Here is a 22,637-nt window from a genome sequence, read left to right as displayed (position 1 = left end):
GGCGCCGCGCCCACGGTCGGCCGCATCCTGCTGCGGTCGCCGCTCGTCGCTGCGTCGCGTGCGGCCATCCGCAGGGCGTTTGCGGGAGCGATCCCGCGATTCATTCGTGCTCATGGCTATCCTGTCATTCAAAAAGTGTGTCGCCCGCCCAGGCTCGATGATCGACACCGGCCACCTGAACCCGACCGTCGTCTTTCAGCGTTACCCGGCCTTCGGCCAACCAGCGTAGCACCTGCACATACACCTGGTGTTCGACCGGCAGCAGCCGGGCGGCCAGGCTGTCCGGCGTATCCGACGCCAACACCGGAATGGCGCCCTGGGCGATGATGGGTCCATGATCCAGCACGGGCGTCACGAAATGCACGGTGCAGCCGTGCCACTGCACCCCCTGCGCCAGCGCCTGCTGGTGCGTATGCAGGCCTGGAAACGCTGGTAACAGAGAGGGGTGGATGTTGATGATGCGGCCATTGAAATGGCGCACGAAATCATGGCCCAGCACCCGCATGAAACCAGCCAGCAAAATGACATCCGGCGCCAGCGCATCCAGGCGCGCCCGCAAGGCCGCATCGAAAGCATCGCGGCTATCGAAATCCCGATGCGACAGACATTCCGCCTGCAGCCCCTTCGCGCGCGCCCAATCCAGCCCCGCCGCATCGGCCCGGTTCGCCAGCACGGTGCAGACCCGCACCGGCAGGTGGTCCGCCATCACGGCGTCCACCAGCGCCTGCATATTCGAACCCCGGCCCGAAATCAGGATCGCCACCCGCAACGGTCGTTCGGGGGTATGCTCCATGCCTGTGCTCTCCGACATAAAATCAAGGGATAGGGATCCTCTGAACAAGTCACCGCGTCGCATGCATCTGCGGATAGTAACCGTCTGCGGCGTTGCAAATCCTCGCGATAGCTACGGCTATCGCTGCGGTTTACGCCTTGCATCCGGTTACTATCCGCAGCGCCTGCTTTCCGCTCGACTTATTCAGAGGATCCCAAACCCGAAATTGTAAACTCTCCGACGTGAAACCCGTTCCCCGCCTCTACCGCGCGCTGCCCCGGCGCGACACCGCCGCCCCCAGCGCCCTGACCATCGGCAATTTCGACGGGGTGCACCGGGGGCATCAGGCCATTCTGGCCCAGGTGCGCAGCCAGGCGCAGGCGCTGGGTCTGGAACCCACGGTCATGACGTTTTCCCCCCACCCGCGCGCCTTTTTCGCTCGCCAAGGGGGGCGTCTGGAACTCATCCCCACCCAGATCAGCAGCCTGCGTGACAAAGTCGCCCTGCTGGCGGCCCACGGGATGCGCCAGATCGTCATTCAGCGCTTCAACCGGCATCTGGCCGACATGGGCGCCGAAGACTTCATCCGCCAGCTGCTGGTGCAAGGCCTGAACACCCGCTGGCTGCTGGTGGGCGAGGACTTTCGCTACGGCCACAAGCGCAGCGGCGACATCGACCTGCTGCGGCGCATGGGCCAGGAACATGGCTTCACGGTCGAGACCATCGCCGACATCAATGACAACCACGGGCAGCGCATTTCCAGTTCCGCCCTGCGCACCGCGCTGGCGGTGGGCAATCTGACACACAGCAGCCAGCTGCTGGGCGGCCCCTTTCGCATCAGCGGCCACGTCATCCACGGCCAGAAACTGGGTCGCGACCTGGGTTTCCCGACACTGAATCTGCGTGTCCCGGCCCCCTGCGCTGCGCGGTCGGGCATCTACATCGTGCGGGTGCATGGCCTGCAAGACACGCCGCTGCCGGGGGTCGCCAGCCTGGGGGTGCGGCCCACCGTGACCCGCGACGGCCCCCTGCTGCTGGAAACACATATCCTCGATCGGCAGGTAAACGCCTACGGTAAACTGGTATGCGTTGAATTTCTCGAGTTTCTGCGCGACGAGGAATCCTTTCCCGACTTAACCACCCTGATCGCCGCCATCCGCCAGGACGTGCAAGGCGCTCGCGACTATTTCGCCTCCCATGGACTATAGAGACACCCTGAATCTGCCCGAATCTCCCTTCCCCATGCGGGGCAACCTGGCCAAACGCGAGCCGGGCTGGATCACCGACTGGGAAGAAAAAAAGATTTACGCAGTGATCCGGGAGGCCGCTCAGGGGCGGCCGAAATTCATTCTGCACGATGGCCCGCCGTACGCCAACGGCGACATCCATATCGGCCACGCGGTCAACAAGATCCTTAAAGACATCATCGTCAAAAGCCGCGACATGGCGGGTTTTGACGCGCAATACGTGCCCGGCTGGGACTGCCACGGCATGCCGATCGAAATCCAGATCGAAAAGAAATACGGCAAGCATCTGCCGGTGGCCGAGGTCCAGTCCAAGGCTCGCGCCTATGCCGCCGAACAGATCGAGCGTCAGCGCACTGACTTCAAGCGCCTGGGCGTGCTGGGCGAATGGGACAATCCCTACCTGACCATGAATCCGGGCAACGAAGCCGACGAGCTGCGGGCGCTCGCCCGCATCATGGAAAAAGGCTTCGTCTTTCGCGGGCTGAAGCCTGTGAACTGGTGTTTTGACTGCGGGTCGGCCCTGGCCGAGGCCGAGGTCGAATACGCTGACCGCAAAGATCCGTCCGTCGATGTGGCCTTCGCATTCGACGACCGGGCGGCGGTCGCCCGCGCCTTTGGCCTGGACGGCCAAGTCGACGCCGGCGCCATCGTCATCTGGACGACCACGCCCTGGACCATCCCCGCCAACCAGGCGCTCAACATCCACCCGGATCACGAATACGCGCTGGTGCGCCTCTCCGCGCCCCGCGCCACCGGACCGCTGCTGCTGGTCGCCAGCGAACTGGCCGAATCCTGCCTGCAACGCTGGGGCCTGCAAGGCGAGATCTTCGCCCGCGCCTACGGCCAGGCCCTGGCCGGATTGACGTTCCGCCATCCGCTCTACGAGGTAGACGCCGGTTATCGCCGCCTGGCACCCGTTTACCTGGGCGACTACGTCACCCTGGATTCCGGCACCGGCGTCGTGCACTCCGCCCCCGCCTATGGGGTGGAAGACTTCATTTCCTGCAAAGCGCACGGCCTGAGCGACGCGGACATGATCAATCCCGTCATGGGCAACGGCCACTACGCCGACAGCCTGCCGCTCTTTGGCGGCGAACTGATCTGGAAAGCCAACCCGAAGATCGTCGACGCCCTGGACCAGGCCGGCAGCCTGCTGCACACCGAATCGCACGCGCACAGCTATATGCACTGCTGGCGCCATAAAACCCCCATCATCTACCGCGCCACCAGCCAGTGGTTCGCCGGCATGGACGTGCAACCCGCCAGCGGCCCGACCCTACGTGAAATGGCTCTGCAAGGCGTGGACGACACCGCCTTCTACCCGGCCTGGGGTCGCGCCCGCTTGCATGCCATGATCGCCAACCGCCCTGACTGGACGCTTTCGCGCCAGCGCCAATGGGGCGTGCCCATGGCCTTTTTCGTGCACAAGGAAACCGGCGCCCTGCACCCGCGCACGCCGGAACTGCTGGACCAGGTGGCCGAGCGCGTCGAACGCGACGGCATCGAGGCCTGGCAGACCCTGGACTCGCGCGATTTGCTGGGCGACGAGGCCGATCAATACGAAAAGAACCGCGACACGCTGGACGTCTGGTTCGATTCCGGCACCACTCACGCCACGGTGCTGGGCGGTCAGGATCACAGCCTGAAAGGATCCCACGCCCAGCAACTGGCCTGGCCGGCGGATCTCTACCTGGAAGGTTCCGACCAGCACCGGGGCTGGTTCCACTCATCTTTGCTGACCGGCTGCATGCTGTACGGGCGTCCGCCCTACAAAGCCCTGCTGACCCACGGTTTCGTGGTCGATGGCCAGGGCAAGAAAATGAGCAAATCCGTGGGCAACGTGGTCTACCCGCAGGAAATCGCCAATTCCCTGGGGGCGGAAATCCTGCGTCTGTGGACCGCATCCACCGATTATTCCGGCGAGCTGTCGATCTCCAAGCAGATCCTGGACCGGGTCGTCGAATCCTATCGCCGTATCCGCAACACCCTGAAGTTCCTGTTGGGCAATCTGGCGGACTTCAATCCGTCCACCGATCTGCTGGCGCCCGATGATCTGCTGGAAATCGACCGCTACGCCCTGCAGATGACCGCCGCCATGCAGGCGGAAGTCCTGTCCGCCTACGAGCGCTACGAATTCCACACGGCGGTCGCCCGCCTGCAGATCTTCTGCTCTGAAGACCTGGGTGCCTTCTACCTGGATATTCTGAAGGACCGCCTGTACACCACCGGCAAGGACAGCGCGGCCCGCCGCGCTGCCCAAACGGCCCTGCACCACATCACGCATGCGCTGCTCAAACTGTTGGCGCCGATCCTGTCGTTCACGGTGGAAGAAGCCTGGGCCGATCTGGGCGGCAATCCCGCATCGCCCACCATCTTCACCGAACTGTTCCATGCCGTACCGGTGACCGCCGACGCTGAACAACTGGCTGCCCGCTGGTCCCGTCTGCGCGAGATCCGCGCCGACACCATGCGTGAAATCGAAGCCGTGCGCGCACGGGGGGAAATCGGTTCCTCGCTGGCAGCGGAAATCGACTACCTCGCCAGCGGCGACGATCTGGCCCTGCTGCACAGTCTGGGCGACGATCTGCGCTTTGTCATGCTGGTGTCCCGCGCCGACGTGCACGCAGACAACGGCGCCCTGGCGATCCAGGTGCAGGCGTCGACCCATGACAAGTGCGGGCGCTGCTGGCACCATCGCGCCGACGTGGGCCGCGATGCGCAACACCCGGAACTGTGCGGGCGCTGTGCAGACAACCTGTTTGGCGATGGCGAACAGCGCAGCCATGCCTAAAGCGCCCCCGCCCCGCCACGACCTGGGGCCGCTCGTCCCGTCCGCGGCGCCGGATGGCGCTGCGGCCCCGGCGGCACGCAACCGGCTGCGGTCCCTGGCAGGGTGGCTGCTGGTTGCCGCTGCGCTGGTGCTGCTGGATCAGGCCACCAAGGCCTGGATCTCGCAGACGCTGAGCTACGCCGAACGTATCCCCGTGCTGCCGATCTTTGACCTGACGCTGCTGTTCAACACAGGCGCCGCCTTCAGCTTTCTGGCCGATGGCGATGGGTTCCAGCGCTGGCTCTTCACCGGTATCGCCCTGGTCGTCGCCCTGGTCATCCTGCGCTGGCTCTACACGCACCAGGGCCAGCGCCTGCTCTGCGCCTCGCTGGCCTGCATTCTGGGCGGCGCGCTGGGCAACGCCCTGGATCGCCTGATGCATGGACACGTCGTGGATTTTCTGTTGTTCTATTGGCGCGACTGGTATTTCCCGGCCTTCAACGTGGCCGACATCGCCATCACCTGCGGCGCGATCCTGCTGATTCTGGATGAAATCCTGCGCAGCCGCCGCGCCCACCGCACATAGGAAAATCGCCATGCCGGACCTATCAGGCAAACGCATCATCCTGGGGCTGACGGGCGGCATCGCCTGCTACAAATCCGCCGAACTGCTGCGCCGTCTGCAAGACGAAGGCGCCACGGTGGACGTGGTCATGACCCAGGCCGCCACCGGCTTCATCACGCCGGCCACCATGCAGGCCCTGTCCGGGCGTCCCGTCTGGCTGGACCAGTGGGACGAGCGCATGGACAATCGCATGGCCCACATCAACCTGACGCGCGGCGCCGATGCGGTGCTGATCGTGCCGGCCAGCACCGATTTCCTGGCGAAACTGGCCCACGGCCTGGCCGATGACCTGCTAGCCACGCTATGCGTGGCGCGGGGTGCGGTGCCGCTGCTGGCCGCGCCCGCCATGAATCACGAAATGTGGACCCACCCGGCCACCCAGCGCAATGCCGCCCAGTTGCGGGCGGACGGCGTCACGCTGATCGGCCCCGCCGAAGGCAGCCAGGCCTGCGGCGAAAGCGGCTCCGGGCGCATGATGGAACCGGATCAGATCCTGCGCGCCGTGATCGCCTTTTTCCAGCCCAAGACACTGGCGGGTCGGCGCATCCTGCTGACGGCGGGCCCCACCAGCGAAATCATCGATCCGGTGCGCGTCCTGACCAACCGGTCCTCTGGGCGCATGGGCTACGCCCTGGCGCGGGCCGCCGCCGAAGCCGGCGCTCAAGTCACTCTGATTTCCGGCCCCACGGCCCTGCCTTGCCCGGATGGCGTCACGCGTATCGACGTCACCCAGGCGCGCGAAATGCATGCTGCCGTGCTGGAACGCGCCCGCGACGCCGATCTGTTCATCGCCGTGGCGGCGGTAGCCGACTGGGGCATCGTCAACCCTTCCGCCGTCAAACTAAAAAAACAGGCGGACGGCCAGGCGCCCGAGCTGGCCTTCGTGCAAAATCCCGACATCCTGGCCGACGTTGCGACCCTGCCCGACGGCCCCTGGTGCGTGGGCTTTGCCGCCGAAACCGACCATCTGCACGAATACGCTCAGGCCAAACGTCAGCGCAAAGGCGTTCCCGTCATCGTCGGCAATCTGGCTCAGCAGTCCATGGACGCCGCCGATACCGAACTGATCATCTTCGACGATCACGGCGCCCACCCCCTGGCCCGGCAGCCCAAACTGCAGGCCGCCCGCCAACTGGTGGCGTGGCTTGCCCAGCGCCTGCCCGCCTCGGCACGATAGATCCCCGGCGGCATTCGCCGCCGCTCCTCTGCTTTTTCCTCGGACTCCACCATGCATCGACGACTCATCCAGGCCCGCATTGTCAACCCGCTTTTGGGTACGGACGCCATCCCGCTGCCGGACTACGCCACCGGCGGCTCCGCCGCGATGGACTTGCGCGCCTGCCTGGACGCCCCCCAGACTCTTTTGCCTGGCGCCCGCCTGCCGGTGCCCACCGGCCTGGCGCTGAACATGATGGATCCCGGCCTGGTCGCCATCGTCGCGTCTCGTTCGGGCCTGTCGCTGAAACATGGCATCCGCGTTGCGCAAGGCATCGGTGTCATCGATGCCGACTATCACGGGGAAATCAAGGTCCTGCTGACCAACGACAGTGATCAACCCTACACCATCCAGCCCGGTGAACGGATCGCGCAGTTGATGTTCCAGCCGGTTGTGCAGGTCGGCCTGCGCATGACGGACTCCTTCGACACCGAAACAGAGCGCGGCACGGGCGGATTCGGCAGCACGGGACAGCACTGAACCACTCACAGCCTGTCTCCCGCGCTCGATGCGCTTATTAGTAAAACCCCTGGTTGTACCTGCACCTTCTGGTAGTTAAACTTCAAATTGGTTTTGTTGGAATCAAAAGGTTTCACCTTTAGCGCAACCCTTCCCATCAAAGCCAAACAAAGTCCGGTCGGAAACACGCCTGAACCATACACAGACGTCCTGTTTCCCACCGACTGGCGCACCCTGTCACCGGGAATACCCTCATGGTGCGATAAGCGCGCTCTTAATATATTACGAATATATGGTTCCATCCGGGTCCATGCAAAGGAGAATCGAGACATGAGCAGGCTGACTAAACTTTCCACGCTTTCAGCGGCGGTTTCCTTGGCCCTGATGGGCATGGGCACGGCATTGGCGGCTGACGGCCCCATCAAAATCGGTGTGCAAGCCCCGATCACCGGCGAATACGCTGCCGAAGGCCAAGGCATCGAAAACGGCGTCCGCCTGATTGCCAAGCAGCACAATGCTGCTGGCGGCGTGCTGGGCCGTCAGATCGAAGTCATCGTCTGCGACGACGAAGGCAAAGCCGCTCAGGCCGCCATCTGCGGTCGCAAACTGGTGAACGACGGCGTCATCGCCGTGATCGGCACCTACACCAGCGGCGCCGCCCTGGCTGCCGCGCCGATCTATTCCGCCGCCAACGTCATCCAAACCTCGGACGGCACCAGCGACGAACTGACGCAAAAAGGCTGGAAGACCTTCTTCCGCAACGCGCCGCCCAATAGCGACGAAGCCGAATTCGTCGCCAATTATTTCGTCAAGATCAAGAAATACCAGCGCATCGCGGTACTGAGCGACCACTCCAGCTACGCGACCGGCCTCGCCAAAGCCACGGTCAACGCCATCAAAAAAGAAGGCGGCAACATCATCGGTGAAGACTTCATCAACGCCGGTACGCAGGATTACAGCGCCGTGTTGACGAAACTGAAGTCCAAGAACCCGGACGTGCTGTTCTTCTCGGGCTACTACACCGATGGCGGCCTGATCCGCGCCCAGATGAAGCAACTGGGCATGGAAGCCGTGTTCGTGGGCGGTGACGCCAACCAGAACGAAAACTTCGCGAAGATCGCTGGCGACGCCGCTGCGGGCGCCGTGATCGTCAACGTGCCGGCCCCCGAAAACCTGCCTTACCCGGCAGCCAAGCAATTCCTGGCCGACTACACCAAGGAATTCGGCGCGCCGCCCCCCAGCATCTACACCCTGACCAACGCCGATGGCTTTCGCGCCGTCATCGCAGCCATCCAGGACACCAAGTCCACGGATACCAGCAAGCTCATTCCCTGGTTGCACACTCTGAAGGAACCCTTCGGCGGTCTGACCGGTCCGTTCACCTGGGATGACAAGGGCGAGCGCATTGGTAGCCTGATGTCGGCCTTCGAAGTCCAGGCAGGTGGCGGCTACAAGACCATCTACCCGCGTCAACTCGACACGCGTCAATAACAGCACAGCGGTATCCGGAAGACAGATCGCAGCATGGTCTCTCTTCCGGAAAGCCGGGGCTCACGCATTTTTCAGCGCCCAACAGACGCCTGAACGTCCCGGTCGATGTCTGTCTCCCTCTGAATGTCAGGACACAGGCCTACTTCCGCCGTTTGCCCGGCCATCGCTGCTGGTCACGACACACAAGAACCACCACGGAAACCGATCGATGGACTTTATCCTCCAGCAATTCATCAACGGGGTCACGGTCGGGGGCATCTATGCCCTGATCGCCCTGGGCTACACGATGGTCTACGGGGTGCTGAAGATGATCAACTTCGCCCACGGCGATTTGTGCATCCTGGGGGCCTTCATCGGCCTGACCACCCTCACCTCCGGCGCCCTGGGCGGCCTATCCACCGTCACGCTCCTGGTGCTGGCATTCGTCATCGCCATGATCATCGTGGCGATTGCAGGGACGCTGCTGGACCAGCTCGCCTACAAGCCTTTGCGCAAGGCCCACCGCCTGTCGGCGGTCGTCTCGGCGCTGGGCGCCTCGATGCTGATCCAGAACGGCATCATGCTGATCTGGTCGCCCAACGTGCAGGTGTTTCCCAACAACCTGCTCCCCAATATCACCTGGGAGATCGGCGGCGCGTATCTCAGCTTCGTCCAGCTCCTGATCATCTTCTGCGCCTTCCTGCTGATGGCGGGCCTGTATTTTTTCGTGAACCACACGCGCCTGGGCACCGCCATCCGCGCCACGGCCATCGACCAGGACGCCGCCCGCCTGATGGGCATCAACGTCAACCGCGTCATTGCGCTGGTCTTCATCATCGGCCCGGTGCTGGGCGCCATCGGCGGCCTGTTCATCGGCCTGTACTATCGCCAGACCTATTTCACGATGGGCTGGTCCTATGGCCTGAACGCCTTCATCGCCGCCATCATCGGCGGGATCGGCAACATCCCCGGCGCCATGCTGGGCGGCCTGGTCTTAGGCCTGTTCAACGCCTTCGCAGCCGGTTATATCTCCAGCTCCTGGCAAGATGCCATTACGTTCACCTTGCTGATCGCCATTTTGCTGGTACGCCCCTCGGGCCTGCTGGGCGAACGTGTCGCGGAAAAGGTCTAAGCCATGAATCACGCCAATCCCTCCTCCGCCCAGCTGCCGGACACTCGCCCGACGGCCTCCGCCAAAACCGGCATCCGCTTCCTGCAAGTGCTGGGGCCGCTCCTGTGGGTCGCCGGACTGGCCATCCCGTCCGTGATGTCGCCCGCCTGGATCACCATCGGCGGCATCTTCGCCATCTATGCCATCGTCGCCCTGTCGCAGGACATCGTTCTAGGGCGCGCCGGCATGTACGATATGGGCCACGCCGTGTTCTTCGGCATCGGCGCCTACACCAGCGCCATCTTGTCGCTCTCGTTCAACTGGCCCATTCTCTGGACCATTCCCGTCGCCATCGTGCTGTCGGCTGCTCTGGGGGCGATTCTGTCCGCCCCCATCGTCAAGCTGCGCGGCGACTACCTGCTGGTGGTCACCATAGGTTTCAACGCGATTTTCGTGCTGGCCATGAAAAACAATCTGTTCGGCCTGACCGGCGGGGCCGACGGTCTATTCGGCGTCAGCGGTCCGTCGTTCTTCGGTCACGTCTTCGGATCGCAAAGCCATCTGTTCTATCTGAACTGGGTGGTCCTGGCCATCGTGCTGTGGCTGATGCGCAATCTGGACCGTTCTTCGCTGGGGCGCACGTTCCGCTACATCAAATACGATGAACTGGCCGCCACCACGCTGGGGGTCAACGCCCGCAACTACAAGGTCGCCGCTTTCGCGCTGTCAGCGGGCATCGCGGGTCTGGCAGGTACGCTGTTTGCGATGCAACTGTCCGCCGTCAGCCCCGGTTCCTTCCAGTTCACGGATTCGGTCGTGCTGTTCGCCATCGTGCTGGTGGGCGGCCAGGCCTCGGTGCCGGGTGTGCTGCTGGGCACCGCCATGATGTTCGTCGTGCCGCAGATCTTTACGGAATTCGCCCAATACCGCTACCTGGTCTTCGGCATCGCCATGATCCTGGTCATGATTCTGCGTCCGCAGGGCATCTGGCCCGCACGCAAGGGAGCCCTATGAACTCGCCCCAGTCCCCCACCGCGTCGCCCGACGTCCTGCTCGAACTGGACCGGATCGGCATCAGCTTCGGCGGCCTGCGGGCGGTCGATAATCTCAGCTTCCAGGTCAAGCGTGGCGAAATCGTCGGCTTGATCGGCCCCAACGGCGCCGGAAAAACGACCGTCTTCAATATGATCACCGGCGTCTACCAGCCCACGGACGGCCATATCCGCTGGCATGGTCAGGACATGACCGGCCAAGCCCCTCATCGGGTCGCCCAGGCCGGCATCCGCCGCACCTTCCAGACCATCCGTCTGTTCACCGACATGACCGTGCTGGAAAACGTCATCGCCGGCCAGCATCTGCTGATGCGCCAATCCTGGTGGCAGGGGCTGCTGCGCACTCCCGCCCAGCGCCAAGAGGAAAAAGCGCTGGTCGAACGCGCCATGATCGTGTTGGAACAGCTGGATCTGGCCGACGTCGCCCAGGAAATCGCAACATCCTTGCCCTATGGGGCGCAGCGTCGCGTGGAAATGGCGCGCACGCTGGTGGCCAAACCTGAACTGATCATTCTGGACGAGCCCGCCGCCGGCCTGAACGAGCAGGAATCCGCCGGCCTGAACGACACCATCCGCGCCATCCGCGACCAGGGCATCACCGTCATCCTGGTCGAACACGACATGAGCGTGGTGATGAACGTCACCGACAATATCGTCGTCATCAATTTCGGCAAGAAAATCGCCGAAGGCAAGCCCGAAGAAATCCGCACCAACCCGCTGGTGATCGAGGCCTACCTGGGCCAGGACGATGACGAAGACGACCCCCTGATGCAAGCCATCCATGAAGAGCAGGCCCAGTCATGACCCATTTGCTTGAAATTGAAGACCTGCGCGTCAACTATGGCCATATTCAGGCGCTGAAGGGGATCTCGCTGCAGGTCACCGAAGGCGAGGTCGTTGCCATTCTGGGCGCCAACGGCGCCGGCAAGACCACCTTGATGCGCACGCTCAGCGGCTTACTGAGCCCGCATTCCGGCAAAATTTCCTTTGCCGGGCAGGACATCACCCGCATGGGCGCCGACCGGATCGTGCGCCTGGGCATCGGTCAATCCCCCGAGGGCCGACGTGTCTTCGGCACGCTATCGGTGGCGGAAAACCTGCGCATGGGCGGCTTTACCCGCCCCGCCGCGGAAATCACCGATAGCTGCGAACACGTCTACAAGATCTTTCCGCGCCTCTATGAACGCCGCGCCCAGCTGGCCGGCACCTTGTCGGGCGGCGAGCAGCAGATGCTGGCCATTGGCCGCGCCCTGGTGACCAAGCCCCGTCTGCTGCTGCTGGACGAACCCAGTCTGGGGCTGGCCCCGATCATCGTGCGCAATATTTTCCAGGTGCTGCGCGACGTGCGTGCCACCGGCGTCACGATCCTGATCGTCGAACAGAACGCGCGCATGGCCCTGAAACTGGCCGATCGCGGCTATGTGCTGGAGGTCGGCAAACTCTCGCACGAAGGCCCGGCTCGCGAACTGCTGGCTTCGCCGGAAATCCAGGCGGCCTATCTGGGGCACTGAGCGGGTGTAGACTGCCGCTATCTGCATGACCAAGGCCGCTCTACCCAGCGGCTTTGCTTATTTTGTGCACCCGATCCGGGTTATCCTGTCGGGTTCATATTTCCGTCCTACAGGAGCCTCAACATGACCCAAGCCTCTGCCCGCCATATTCTGGTCGATACCGAAGAACAGTGCCTGAAACTGAAGGCCGATATCGAAAACGGCGCCGACTTCGCCGCCGTCGCCCGTGACCATTCCAGCTGCCCGTCCAACCGCGACGGCGGCAATCTGGGTACTTTCGGTCGCGGCCAGATGGTCCCGGAATTCGATACGGTGGTGTTCAGCGCGCCGGTTGGCGTGGTGCAGGGTCCGGTGCGCACGCAATTCGGATATCACCTGGTGGAAGTGACAGATCGGGAAGATTGATCCCCACCTCGCCGCTTGCAAGCGGCTCGGATGAGATCGGCACAGAAGGGTCCGCAGGGACCCTTCTGTGTCCGATCTCATCCCACCATCATCAGGGTTGCGTTGCCGCCGGCGGCGGCGGTGTTGATGCAGACAGAGACCTCGCGCACCAGCATTTCCAGGGGATAGTCCTGGCCGTTGGACAGTTCGTGCGAACGGCGGGCCAGCACCGGAACGATGGGACCGGGACGGGCCGCCACCGACTGATTGAGCGCCAGCAGATCGTCGCCATCGCCTTCGAATAGCACCGCCTGGAAATCGGCGGCGTCCAGATCGCCGCTATCTACCCACTGCACGGCCTGCAAACTTTCTTGCTCGCGCAAGGATCGCATTTCCGGCGTATCCACCCATAACATGGCATTGCCGGTGCGCTGGCAGGCCTGCAGCTGCGCTTGCGCGCCTGCGACGCTGACCGCCCGGCACAGCACGGTGCCGCGTGGTTTCAGGTGATAGCGATTGGTCTCGCCGGTCGGCCCCGGCAGGTCCAGCGGCTGCGCGTCCGCGCCCACCACGCCGTCGACCGGCAAAGCATGCGAGGCCACCGACAGCAGGCGATGCAGATACAGAGGGCCGCCGGCCTTTGGCCCTGTCCCCGACAGGCCTTCGCCGCCGAAGGGCTGCACACCCACCGTGGCGCCCACGATGTTGCGATTGACGTAGATGTTGCCGGCATGGATGCGCTCGGTGACGTGATGCACGGTTTCGTCCAGGCGGGTATGCACGCCAAACGTCAGGCCGTAGCCCCGCTCGTTGATGGCATCGATGACGCTGTCCAGGTCTTCCCGCCGATAGCGCAGCACATGCAACACCGGGCCGAAGACCTCGCGTTCCAGCTCGGCGATATCCGCAATCTCGATCAGGGTCGGCGCGACAAACGTGCCGAAGCGGACCTGATCCTCGTCCATGATGTGGCGATCGACTGCATGGCCGGCAGCCTGCATGGCCTGCACGTGATGTTCGATCACGGCCTGGGCGTCCGCATCGATGACCGGGCCGATATCCGTGGACAGCAGCTCTGGACGCCCCACGCGCAATTCCTGCATGGCGCCGCGCAGCATGGCCAGCGTGCGGTCCGCGCAGTCTTCCTGCACGCACAGGATTCTGAGGGCGGAACAGCGCTGACCTGCCGAATCAAAAGCGGAATTCAACACATCGTAGACAACCTGCTCGGTCAGGGCGGATGAATCGACGATCAAGGCGTTCTGGCCGCCGGTCTCGGCGATCAGCGGCACCGGGTGGCCAGCCCCGTTCAATCGCCGCGCCAGGGTTGCGGCAATCAATTTGGCGACCTCGGTCGAACCGGTGAACATGACCCCGCGCACCACCGGGCTGGCCACCAGCGCGGCGCCGACGGTTTCCCCCCGGCCCGGCAATAATTGCACGGCATCGGCGGGGACGCCGGCGCGGTGCAAGACCGAAATGCCATAGGCGGCGATCAGATTGGTCTGCTCGGCGGGCTTGGCCAGGACCACATTACCGGCAGCCAAAGCCGCGCTGACCTGGCCTGTGAAAATCGCCAGCGGGAAATTCCAGGGGCTGATGCACAAGACCGGCCCCAGCGGGCGATGGCTGTCGTTGGAGAATTCTTCTTCGATCCGCACGGCGTAGTAGCGCAGGAAATCCACGGCCTCGCGGACTTCGGACACCGCATTGGGAAAGGATTTCCCGGCCTCGCGCACGATCAGGCCGATGGAGACCTGCATCTCGTCTTCCAGCAGCTGGGCGGCATGCCGCAGACACTGGGCACGTTCCGCCACTGGCGTGGCCTGCCAAATGGGCGCGGCATAATCGGCGCGCTCCAGCGCCGCCTGGATATCGGCGTCGTCCGCTTCGACCAATTGGCCGACCACATCGCGCCGGTCCGCCGGATTCAGGACATCCTGAGCGCGGTCCGCCGGCCACTCTCCCGCAGGGGCCGCCCGCCAGGTCTGATCCGCTGTGCCCAGCAAAGCCGCCGCCAAAGACCCCAGACGATGCTCATTGCTAAGATCCAGGCCGGCGGAATTGGCGCGATTCTCGTGCGCCCGGTACAGATCGCGCGGCAGCGGGATGCGGTCATGCGGCGCCCCCAGCGGCTGAATCGCCCGCGCCTTGTGCACCGGATCTTCGATCAGGCGATCAACGGGGATGTTCTTGTCGCCGATCTGATTGACAAAGGACGTATTCGCGCCGTTTTCCAACAGGCGGCGCACCAGATACGCCAGCAAGGTCTCGTGCGTGCCCACCGGGGCATACACCCGGCAAGGACGGTTCAGACGGCCTTTGGACAGCGGCCCGACGACCTGCTCGTACAACGGCTCTCCCATGCCGTGCAGACATTGGAATTCATACTGGCCGGGGTAGTAATTTTCGCCCGCCAGATAATAGATGGAGGCCAGCGTCTGCGCATTATGCGTGGCGAATTGCGGGAAGACCGCTTCGGGCGCCGACAGCAGTTTGCGGGCGCAGGCCAGGTAAGACACATCCGTGTGGACCTTGCGGGTATAGACCGGAAAGCCTTCCAGGCCATCGACCTGGGCGCGCTTGATTTCCGAATCCCAGTAGGCGCCCTTGACCAGCCGCACCATCAGGCGATGCTTGCTGCGCCGCGCCAGATCGATCACGAAATCGATGACGAAAGGCGCGCGCTTCTGATAGGCCTGGATCACGAACCCGATGCCGTTCCAGCCGCGCAGGCGCTCATCGAAGCACAGGGCTTCCAGCAGGTCCAGCGACAATTCCAGACGATCGGCTTCCTCGGCATCAATATTCAAACCAATGTCGTAGTGCCGCGCCAGCGCCGACAATTCCACCATGCGCGGCAGCAGTTCGGCCATCACCCGGTCGCGCTGCGCCCTGGCATAGCGCGGATGCAGGGCCGAGAGCTTGATGGAAATCCCGGGGCCTTCGTAGATGCCGCGCCCCTGGGACGCTTTGCCGATGGCGTGAATGGCCTGTTCATAGGACTGGTAGTAGCGGGCGGCGTCTTCGGCGGTGGTGGCGGCTTCCCCCAGCATGTCGTAGGAATAACGAAAACCGATGTCCTCGAATTTGCGGCTGTTGGCCAGCGCGGACGAAATCGTCTGGCCAGTGACGAATTGCTCGCCCATCAGACGCATCGCCATGTTCACGCCGCGTCGGATCAGGGGTTCGCCGCCCTTGGCGATCAGGCGCGTCAGCGCCTGGGACAGACTTTGTTCGCTATTGACGCTGGTGAGTTTGCCCGTCACCAGCAGGCCCCAAGTCGCGGCATTGACGAAGAGCGAGCGCGATTCGCCCACGTGCGCCCGCCAATCCCCCCGGCTGATCTTGTCGCGCACCAGGGCATCCCTGGTCGCCTGATCGGGAATGCGCAACAGGGCTTCGGCCAGGCACATCAGGGCGACGCCTTCCTGGCTGGACAGGGAAAATTCCTGGATCAGGCCTTCGACTCCGCCGCCAGTGCGCTTATCGCGCAAGGTCTGTACCAGGCGCCGCGCCAGCGCATCGACCTGATCCGCCTGGGTAGATCCCGCCTGGTCCAGCAGCATGGCGACGCACTCGGCCTCGGGCCGGCGGTAGGCCGCCGTGATGGCGGATCGCAGCACCGATTGCGGCTGGACTTCCAGGGCAAACTCATAGAACGGAGTTTGCGGGTCGGCTTCGGTCACGGCGCCGGGTTCGGCGGCATCCCCGCGATGGTCGATATCAGCCGGCAACTGACCGCGCTCGATGGCTTCGACGTAACTCAGCAAGGCTTGTTTGTGCAGCCAATGCGGGGTACACCCCAGTTTGTCGGCTTGATGCCGGAGACGCTCGCGCAAGGTCTCATCGACCTTAACACCCAGGGTAACAGTCGCCATGATCGGACTCTCGGAAGAGAAATTGAATCGCGCAGCCCTTTACCGCAAAGCGCTGCTCACCATATGACATGGTATGAGGTTAACCCCGATTCAGCCATTATGGATAACCCGAAAATGGGTTAGGTACAACCCGCTTGAATGACATCCTGGGCACTAGGTGAACCTGTTGCCTCCGTTGTCGCCTGACGTGCCATCAGCCCTGCCAAGGCCAGCAAGGCCCGACGCTGCGCCTCGACCAAAGGCGCCACCCCCTGGACAGCAGGAACCCGAATCTGTGCCTGACACATTTTGGCATCCTGCCCAACGGGGCCACGGTCCGTCCAGACCGCCGCCAGATCGGCGCCCTGCCCCCACACCAGATCGAAACGGGTCACGCGGACCAACATCTGGCGCACGGCCTGATCCGCCAGATCTGGCAGCTTCTGCACATCCGGCGCCCCCAGATCCGCCGACACCCTGTCGGCCAACACCGCCTGGATCTGATCCACCAAAGGCGCGGCCCACAAAGACTGGCGCAAAACATCGACCGCAGGATCCTGCGCCGGGTCGCGGACCAGCAATTGCGGGCGATCGGACTCGGCAGGAATGCTCAGCACCTGCACTCGCACACCATACGACGCGTGCTGCGCGCGCGACGGCGCTTGGGTGTCCGTCGCCGGCGCCGCCAGACTGTAGTAGTTGCTCGGCGTCACCGAACAAGCGCTCAGCAAAACGCCCACGCCGCACATCAGCCCCAGAATCCTGCCTTGCATCGGTTTTCTCCTGTGCACCGCGCCTGCCACGGGTATCTCTCCGTTCATCCTCTGCCCCATCAACGCAAACGGTCGGGCGCAGGGCCGCGCAACAGGGCCTCTGGATGCGCTTGCAAGGCATCGGCCAGCATGCGCAGGCCTCGCGCAGCGCCATCCAAGGCTTTGAGCGTCTCCTGCAGATTGCCGACCATCGGCGCGTCGGGCCCCAGAATCGCCCCCACCCGATCCAGAGACCGGCGGGCGGATTCCAGCGTCTGGCTGGCCTGCGGAGCCAGCTGCGTATCCAGGCGCCGCAACAACTTATGCAAAGCCCCCAAGCTGCCCTGCAGTTCTTGAGCCAGGGCTTCGATGGGCAGTTTATCGAGCTTGGTCACGACACTGCTCAGCTGCCGTTGCAGCTGCGTGAAATCACCCGGCACGGTTGGAATCAGATATCCGCTGGCATGATTCTGATCACCCGGTATCTGGATTTTCTCCGACGCTTTGGCCGGGAAGTAATCCAGCGCCACATACTGCTGCCCCGTCAACAGGCTGGCGGAACGCAGCTGCGCTCTCAAGCCCCGCTGAATCAGAGGCTGGAGCAAGGCTCCTCCCCGAACGCCATTGGTGGCGTCCACCAGCGCCAGATAGGCCTGACTGAAGCGCATGGGGTAAATCTGCGCGCGCACTTTGGCAAAAAGGCGCCGACCGGTGTGATCGAGTTCCAGATCGATATCCACGACCTTGCCGATGGACATGCCGTGATAATCGACCTCGGCCCCCACCTGCAGCCCACGGACGGAATCGGCAAAGCGCAGCTCGATAGGGATGGGTTCTCCGTCGGGATCGGCCAAGGCCTGATCGCGCGTATCGAACAAAGTGTAGCTGCTGCCCTCTGCAGCGGGCACGGTACTGACCTGCCCTTCGTAGGACGAGGACTCGTCCGCCTGAGCAAACGCCACCCCGCCGTTCAGGATCGCCGCCAGGCCGCTGGTGCGCAGCTGCACGCCGGTCGGTGACAGCGACATGTCCACCCCGCTGTCGTTCCAGAACCGCGTATCCGCCGTCACGTAGCGGTCATAGGGCGCTTCCACGAAGATCTGCAAGCTGATCGCCCGCCCATCCGGCGTCATCTCGTAATTGACGACACGCCCGACCTCGAGGCGACGGTAATAGACCCGCGAACCGACCGTCAGCGACCCCAGGGACGAGGACTTCAACTGAAACCGGGTGCCGACCTGGCCGCTGAGCACCTCGGGCGGGTTCGGCAGGCCTTGGAACGAGGTGACAGCGCTTCCCGTCGGTTCGGCAGAGGGCGCATCGACACTGATATAAACGCCGGAAAATAGCGTATCCAGGCCCGAGACCCCCGTCAGCCCGACACGCGGACGCACAATCCAGAACTTTGCATCCTTTTGCGTGATGTAGCCCGCGCCTTCGCGGGCCAGCTGCACATCGACCAGCACATGCTGCCTGTCCTGGGCCATCCGCACGCCCTTGACCTCGCCCACGATCACATCGCGATAGCGCAGCTTGGTCTGCCCTGCTTCAATGCCGGCAGCCGAGGCAAAACTGACGGTGATGAGCGGCCCGGTACGCACCCAGACCGACGCCAACAAGGACAGCGCCACCGCCAGGGCCAGCAAAGGCACCAGCCACACCCAGGACCAGTGCAGCGATCGCCCAGGGCGAATCTCCGGCGCGACCGGCTGGTCGGATTCCTGCGGCTGGCTATTGTCTTCATCAGTCGTCATTATTTTTCTCGTCAGCATCCGCCGCCCGCAGGCGGTCCCACCCTCGACGGGGATCATACCGCATGGCCGCCCACATGGTCAGAACCACCACCGCCCCGAAATTCAAGGCGGCGGGGCCGACATCAATGCGCGACAAGCCAGGAAAATCCACCATCGCCACCATCAGCACGACGACGAAGACGTCCAGCATCGACCACTGGCCGATGAACTCCACCGCTTCGTACATCCGGGTGCGTTGGCGCTGCACGTACCCGCCGCGCGGCTGGACGCGCAACAACAGAAAAGACAGGGCCAGCAGCTTGGTGACCGGCACCATGACACTGGCGACAAAGACGATCACGGCCAGATCCCAGGATCCCATGCGCCACAGCTCGATCACGCCGCCCAGAATGGTGTGGTTGCTGCGGCCCAGCAAGGTTTGCACCTGCATGATGGGCAGGACGTTGGCCGGAATGTAGAAAATCACTGCCGCCAACAGCAGCGCCCAGACTTCCGGAGCCGCGCCATAACGGCGTGGCCCCATCGGGGCATGGCACCGCCCGCAGTGCGACGCGCCAGGCGCCTGCACATAGCCACAGGATCTGCAGACGGCCCCCGTCCCCCGTGCGCCTGACACCGGCGCCATGCCGGCGTCCTCTGCCTCGCGCCACAAGGCCAGCGCATCCCATCGGGACAGGCCGGACAACAGGAAACTGAGCGCGAAAAACCCCAGAAGGCCTGGCTGGACCTGCAAGTGGGCCATGCCGGCCACCTTGACGACCGCCACCAGCACCCCCAGCACCAGCACCGGGGCCATCGACCAGGGCGCCAGACGCGCCAACCAGCGAAGCGTACGTCCCATGTCCGGCGGCAGGCGCCGCGTCGCAATGGCCTGCATCACCCACAAGGTCAATGCGATCTGCAACAGAGGAATCCAGAAGCCGACCAGGCCGGTCATCACCGACACGCCGTAAAAACCCCGGTCCCAGCACAGGCGCAAAGCGCCCCAGAAGGTCAAGGAGATGTCCAGGCCCTGTACCGACAGCACGGCCATCGGAAAACCCTGAGCGACCGCAAACACCACCAGCGTCGCCCAGGCAAAGGCCAGCCATTGCTTCAGGCTGAACCTGCCGCGCCGATACAGGACCGTGTTACAGCAACGGCAGGCGGCCTGGGCGCGAACGTCAAGGACCAGCCGCTGATGCAGCGTATCGCAGTGCGGACAAGCAATCAGGGGGCGGGAGTCCCCGTCCGGCGCCATCAATCCACGAGCTCAGGCTCAGGGTGAGAGGGCGACGGCACCGCGCCGGCACCTGCCGGCCCATCCGGGAAGTTCAGCACCACCTGCTTTTGTTCATCCAGATCGACCTGCACCCGCCCGCCATGCACCAGCCGCCCGAAGAGCAATTCGTCGGCCAGCGCGCGACGGATGGTGTCCTGGATCAGGCGCTGCATGGGCCGCGCCCCCATGGTGGGATCAAAGCCGGCATACGCCAAATGTTCACGCAAGGCCGGCGTGAACAGAACGTCCACATGCTTTTCATGCAGCTGGTCTTCGAGCTGCATCAGGAATTTATCCACCACCCGCAGGATGATGTCGCGCGGCAAAGCGGAAAAGCTGATGATGGCATCCAGACGATTACGGAATTCCGGTGTGAACTGGCGCTTGATTTCAGCCATTTCATCGCCGGTGTGCGTGGGCGCGGCAAAGCCGATGGCATTGCGGTTCAGGGTGTCGGCGCCCGCGTTCGTCGTCATGACCAGAATCACATTGCGAAAGTCGCTCTTGCGACCGTTGTTGTCGGTCAAGGTGCCATGGTCCATGACCTGCAGCAGGATGTTGTAGACATCCGGGTGAGCTTTCTCGATTTCGTCGAGCAGCAGCACGCAATGCGGCTGTTTGGTGACGGCCTCGGTCAGCAGCCCACCCTGGTCGAACCCCACATAGCCCGGCGGCGCCCCGATCAGGCGCGACACCGTATGGCGTTCCATGTATTCGGACATATCGAAGCGCAGCAGCTCGATGCCCAGCACAAAGGCCAACTGACGGGCGACTTCGGTCTTGCCCACGCCGGTCGGCCCCGAAAACAGGAAGCAGCCGATGGGCTTGTCGGGCCGCCCCAGGCCCGAACGGGCCATCTTGATCGACGCCGCCAGGGCGGAAATCGCCTGATCCTGGCCAAAGACCACGGCCTTCAGGTCGCGTTCCAGGGTGGCGAGCTTGTTGCGATCGTCATTGGAGACGTTCTGCGGCGGAATCCGGGCGATCCGCGCCACCGTGGCCTGGATTTCCGACTGCCCGATGATTTTTTTCTGCCGCGATTTCGGCAGCAGACGTTGAGCGGCGCCGGCCTCGTCGATGACGTCGATGGCCTTGTCCGGCAGGAAACGGTCGCTGATGTGGCGGGCCGCCAGTTCCGCCGCCGCCGTGATGGCCGCCCCCGAATAGCGCACCTGATGATGCGCTTCGAAACGGGCCTTGAGTCCGCGCAAAATGCGAATGGTCTGTTCCACCGTGGGCTCGGGTACGTCGATCTTCTGGAAGCGCCGCGCCAGCGCGTGGTCTTTTTCGAAAATGCCCCGGTATTCGGTATACGTGGTGGCGCCGATGCACTTCAGGTGCCCGGACGACAGCGCGGGTTTCAGCAGGTTCGACGCGTCCAGGGTGCCGCCCGAGGCCGACCCTGCACCGATCAGCGTGTGGATTTCATCAATGAACAGCACCGCATGGTGATTGTCTTTCAGGGCCTTGAGCACGAGCTTCAGGCGCTGCTCGAAATCCCCCCGGTATTTGGTGCCGGCCAGCAGCGCCCCCATGTCCAGTGCGTAGACCTGTGTCTGATTCAGGACCTCGGGCACATCGCCCTGGGTGATGCGCCAGGCCAGGCCTTCGGCGATCGCGGTTTTGCCCACCCCCGCCTCGCCCACCAGCAAGGGATTGTTCTTGCGCCGGCGGCACAGCACCTGAATGACTCGCTCGACCTCGTCCTCGCGACCGATCAAGGGGTCGATATGACCTTTCAGCGCCTCGGCGTTCAAGTCGGTGGCGTAGGTTTCCAGCGGTGATTTCTGCTGTTCCGCTTTGGGTTCGGCTGACGGCGGCTCCAGCCGCGGATTGTCCGCAGCCTGGGGTTCATCCGGTGTTTTGGTAATGCCATGCGACAGATAGTTCACGACATCCAGACGCGAGACCCCCTGCTGCACCAGGAAATACACGGCATGCGAGTCCTTTTCGCCATACATGGCCACGAGCACGTTAGCACCCGTCACGGCTGTCTTGTTCGAGCCGTTCGAGGACACATGCATGATGGCGCGCTGAATGACGCGCTGAAACCCCAGGGTCGGCTGGGTGTCGACCTCGCCGTCTCCCGGAAACACCGGCGTATTCTCGACGATGAATTTGCGCAGATCCTGACGCAGCAGTTCGACGTCGGCTGCGCAAGCGCGCAGGACCTCGACCGCTGAAGCATTGTCCAGCAGGGAGAGCAGCAGGTGCTCTACGGTGATGAATTCGTGCCGAGCCGCACGGGCCTCGACGAACGCCATGTGCAGGCTAACTTCAAGTTCTTCGGAAATCACGCTTCCTCCATTGTTTCGGAGCGGACCAAGCAATCCGTTGTGTCTATTCTATGACTAAAACAGACCGCTGTTGTTGACGTCCCATCGGGGCAATCC

17 protein-coding genes are annotated in these 22,637 nt (G+C 63.6%); 11 read left to right on the top strand and 6 right to left on the bottom strand.

Annotated features, from left to right (window positions below; all coding sequences use genetic code 11):
- Positions 1–124: 124 nt before the first annotated feature.
- Positions 125–793: a phosphoribosylglycinamide formyltransferase gene (gene purN / locus WBF69_RS00695; RefSeq protein ID WP_424260199.1), complete on the bottom strand. Its 669-nt coding sequence runs from the start codon at positions 791–793 to the stop codon at positions 125–127.
- A 221-nt stretch (positions 794–1,014) separates the two neighbouring features.
- Here purN and WBF69_RS00690 point away from each other — a divergent pair, with 221 nt between their 5' ends.
- The 11 genes from WBF69_RS00690 (at position 1,015) to WBF69_RS00640 (ending at position 12,638) form a co-directional block, all read left to right on the top strand.
- Positions 1,015–1,980, top strand: coding sequence for a bifunctional riboflavin kinase/FAD synthetase (locus tag WBF69_RS00690; RefSeq protein WP_424260197.1), 966 nt, complete (start codon positions 1,015–1,017; stop codon positions 1,978–1,980).
- A complete protein-coding gene (gene ileS, locus WBF69_RS00685; RefSeq protein ID WP_424260195.1) occupies positions 1,970–4,810 on the top strand; it encodes an isoleucine--tRNA ligase in 2,841 nt (946 codons plus the stop codon). Before WBF69_RS00690 ends, ileS begins: the two co-directional genes overlap by 11 nt.
- Positions 4,803–5,375 carry a signal peptidase II gene (gene lspA / locus WBF69_RS00680; RefSeq protein WP_424260193.1) on the top strand — a complete coding sequence of 191 codons (573 nt, stop codon included), beginning with the start codon at positions 4,803–4,805 and terminating at the stop codon, positions 5,373–5,375. Before ileS ends, lspA begins: the two co-directional genes overlap by 8 nt.
- A 10-nt stretch (positions 5,376–5,385) precedes the next feature.
- A complete protein-coding gene (gene coaBC / locus WBF69_RS00675; protein ID WP_424260191.1) occupies positions 5,386–6,591 on the top strand; it encodes a bifunctional phosphopantothenoylcysteine decarboxylase/phosphopantothenate--cysteine ligase CoaBC in 1,206 nt (401 codons plus the stop codon).
- Positions 6,592–6,642: 51 nt separating this feature from the next.
- Positions 6,643–7,110 carry a dUTP diphosphatase gene (gene dut, locus WBF69_RS00670; RefSeq protein WP_424260189.1) on the top strand — a complete coding sequence of 156 codons (468 nt, stop codon included), beginning with the start codon at positions 6,643–6,645 and terminating at the stop codon, positions 7,108–7,110.
- A 309-nt stretch (positions 7,111–7,419) separates the two neighbouring features.
- On the top strand, positions 7,420–8,580 hold the full coding sequence (locus tag WBF69_RS00665; RefSeq protein ID WP_424260187.1) for a branched-chain amino acid ABC transporter substrate-binding protein: 1,161 nt from the start codon (positions 7,420–7,422) through the stop codon (positions 8,578–8,580).
- A 208-nt stretch (positions 8,581–8,788) separates the two neighbouring features.
- On the top strand, positions 8,789–9,691 hold the full coding sequence (locus WBF69_RS00660) for a branched-chain amino acid ABC transporter permease (protein WP_424260185.1): 903 nt from the start codon (positions 8,789–8,791) through the stop codon (positions 9,689–9,691).
- Positions 9,692–9,694: 3 nt separating this feature from the next.
- Positions 9,695–10,684: a branched-chain amino acid ABC transporter permease gene (locus WBF69_RS00655; RefSeq protein ID WP_424260183.1), complete on the top strand. Its 990-nt coding sequence runs from the start codon at positions 9,695–9,697 to the stop codon at positions 10,682–10,684.
- On the top strand, positions 10,681–11,526 hold the full coding sequence (locus WBF69_RS00650; RefSeq protein ID WP_424260181.1) for an ABC transporter ATP-binding protein: 846 nt from the start codon (positions 10,681–10,683) through the stop codon (positions 11,524–11,526). The genes WBF69_RS00655 and WBF69_RS00650 overlap by 4 nt, the downstream gene beginning before the upstream one ends.
- A complete protein-coding gene (locus WBF69_RS00645) occupies positions 11,523–12,233 on the top strand; it encodes an ABC transporter ATP-binding protein (protein ID WP_424260179.1) in 711 nt (236 codons plus the stop codon). The genes WBF69_RS00650 and WBF69_RS00645 overlap by 4 nt, the downstream gene beginning before the upstream one ends.
- Before the next feature lie 123 nt (positions 12,234–12,356).
- Positions 12,357–12,638, top strand: a complete 282-nt coding sequence (locus WBF69_RS00640) for a peptidylprolyl isomerase (protein WP_424260177.1) — start codon at positions 12,357–12,359, stop codon at positions 12,636–12,638.
- A gap of 77 nt (positions 12,639–12,715) precedes the next feature.
- On the opposite strand, the gene putA is transcribed toward WBF69_RS00640, so the two are convergent.
- The 5 genes from putA to clpA form a co-directional block, all read right to left on the bottom strand.
- Positions 12,716–16,498 carry a trifunctional transcriptional regulator/proline dehydrogenase/L-glutamate gamma-semialdehyde dehydrogenase gene (gene putA / locus WBF69_RS00635; protein ID WP_424260175.1) on the bottom strand — a complete coding sequence of 1,261 codons (3,783 nt, stop codon included), beginning with the start codon at positions 16,496–16,498 and terminating at the stop codon, positions 12,716–12,718.
- Between the two features lie 119 nt (positions 16,499–16,617).
- A complete protein-coding gene (locus tag WBF69_RS00630) occupies positions 16,618–17,250 on the bottom strand; it encodes a PqiC family protein (RefSeq protein ID WP_424260173.1) in 633 nt (210 codons plus the stop codon).
- Positions 17,251–17,309: 59 nt separating this feature from the next.
- A complete protein-coding gene (locus WBF69_RS00625; protein ID WP_424260171.1) occupies positions 17,310–18,983 on the bottom strand; it encodes an intermembrane transport protein PqiB in 1,674 nt (557 codons plus the stop codon).
- The gene (locus tag WBF69_RS00620; RefSeq protein ID WP_424260274.1) at positions 18,973–20,223 is read right to left on the bottom strand and encodes a paraquat-inducible protein A; all 1,251 of its coding nucleotides are present in this window, start codon (positions 20,221–20,223) and stop codon (positions 18,973–18,975) included. Before WBF69_RS00620 ends, WBF69_RS00625 begins: the two co-directional genes overlap by 11 nt.
- Complete coding sequence (gene clpA / locus WBF69_RS00615; RefSeq protein ID WP_424260169.1) at positions 20,223–22,541, bottom strand: ATP-dependent Clp protease ATP-binding subunit ClpA; 2,319 nt, start codon at positions 22,539–22,541, stop codon at positions 20,223–20,225. The genes WBF69_RS00620 and clpA overlap by 1 nt, the downstream gene beginning before the upstream one ends.
- Between the last annotated feature and the right edge of the window lie 96 nt (positions 22,542–22,637).

This window comes from Castellaniella sp., assembly GCF_049673105.1.
Classification (GTDB): Bacteria; Pseudomonadota; Gammaproteobacteria; order Burkholderiales; family Burkholderiaceae_B; genus Castellaniella.
The sequence above is the reverse complement of the archived record's forward strand: the minus strand, read 5'-3'. Positions and strand labels throughout refer to the sequence as shown.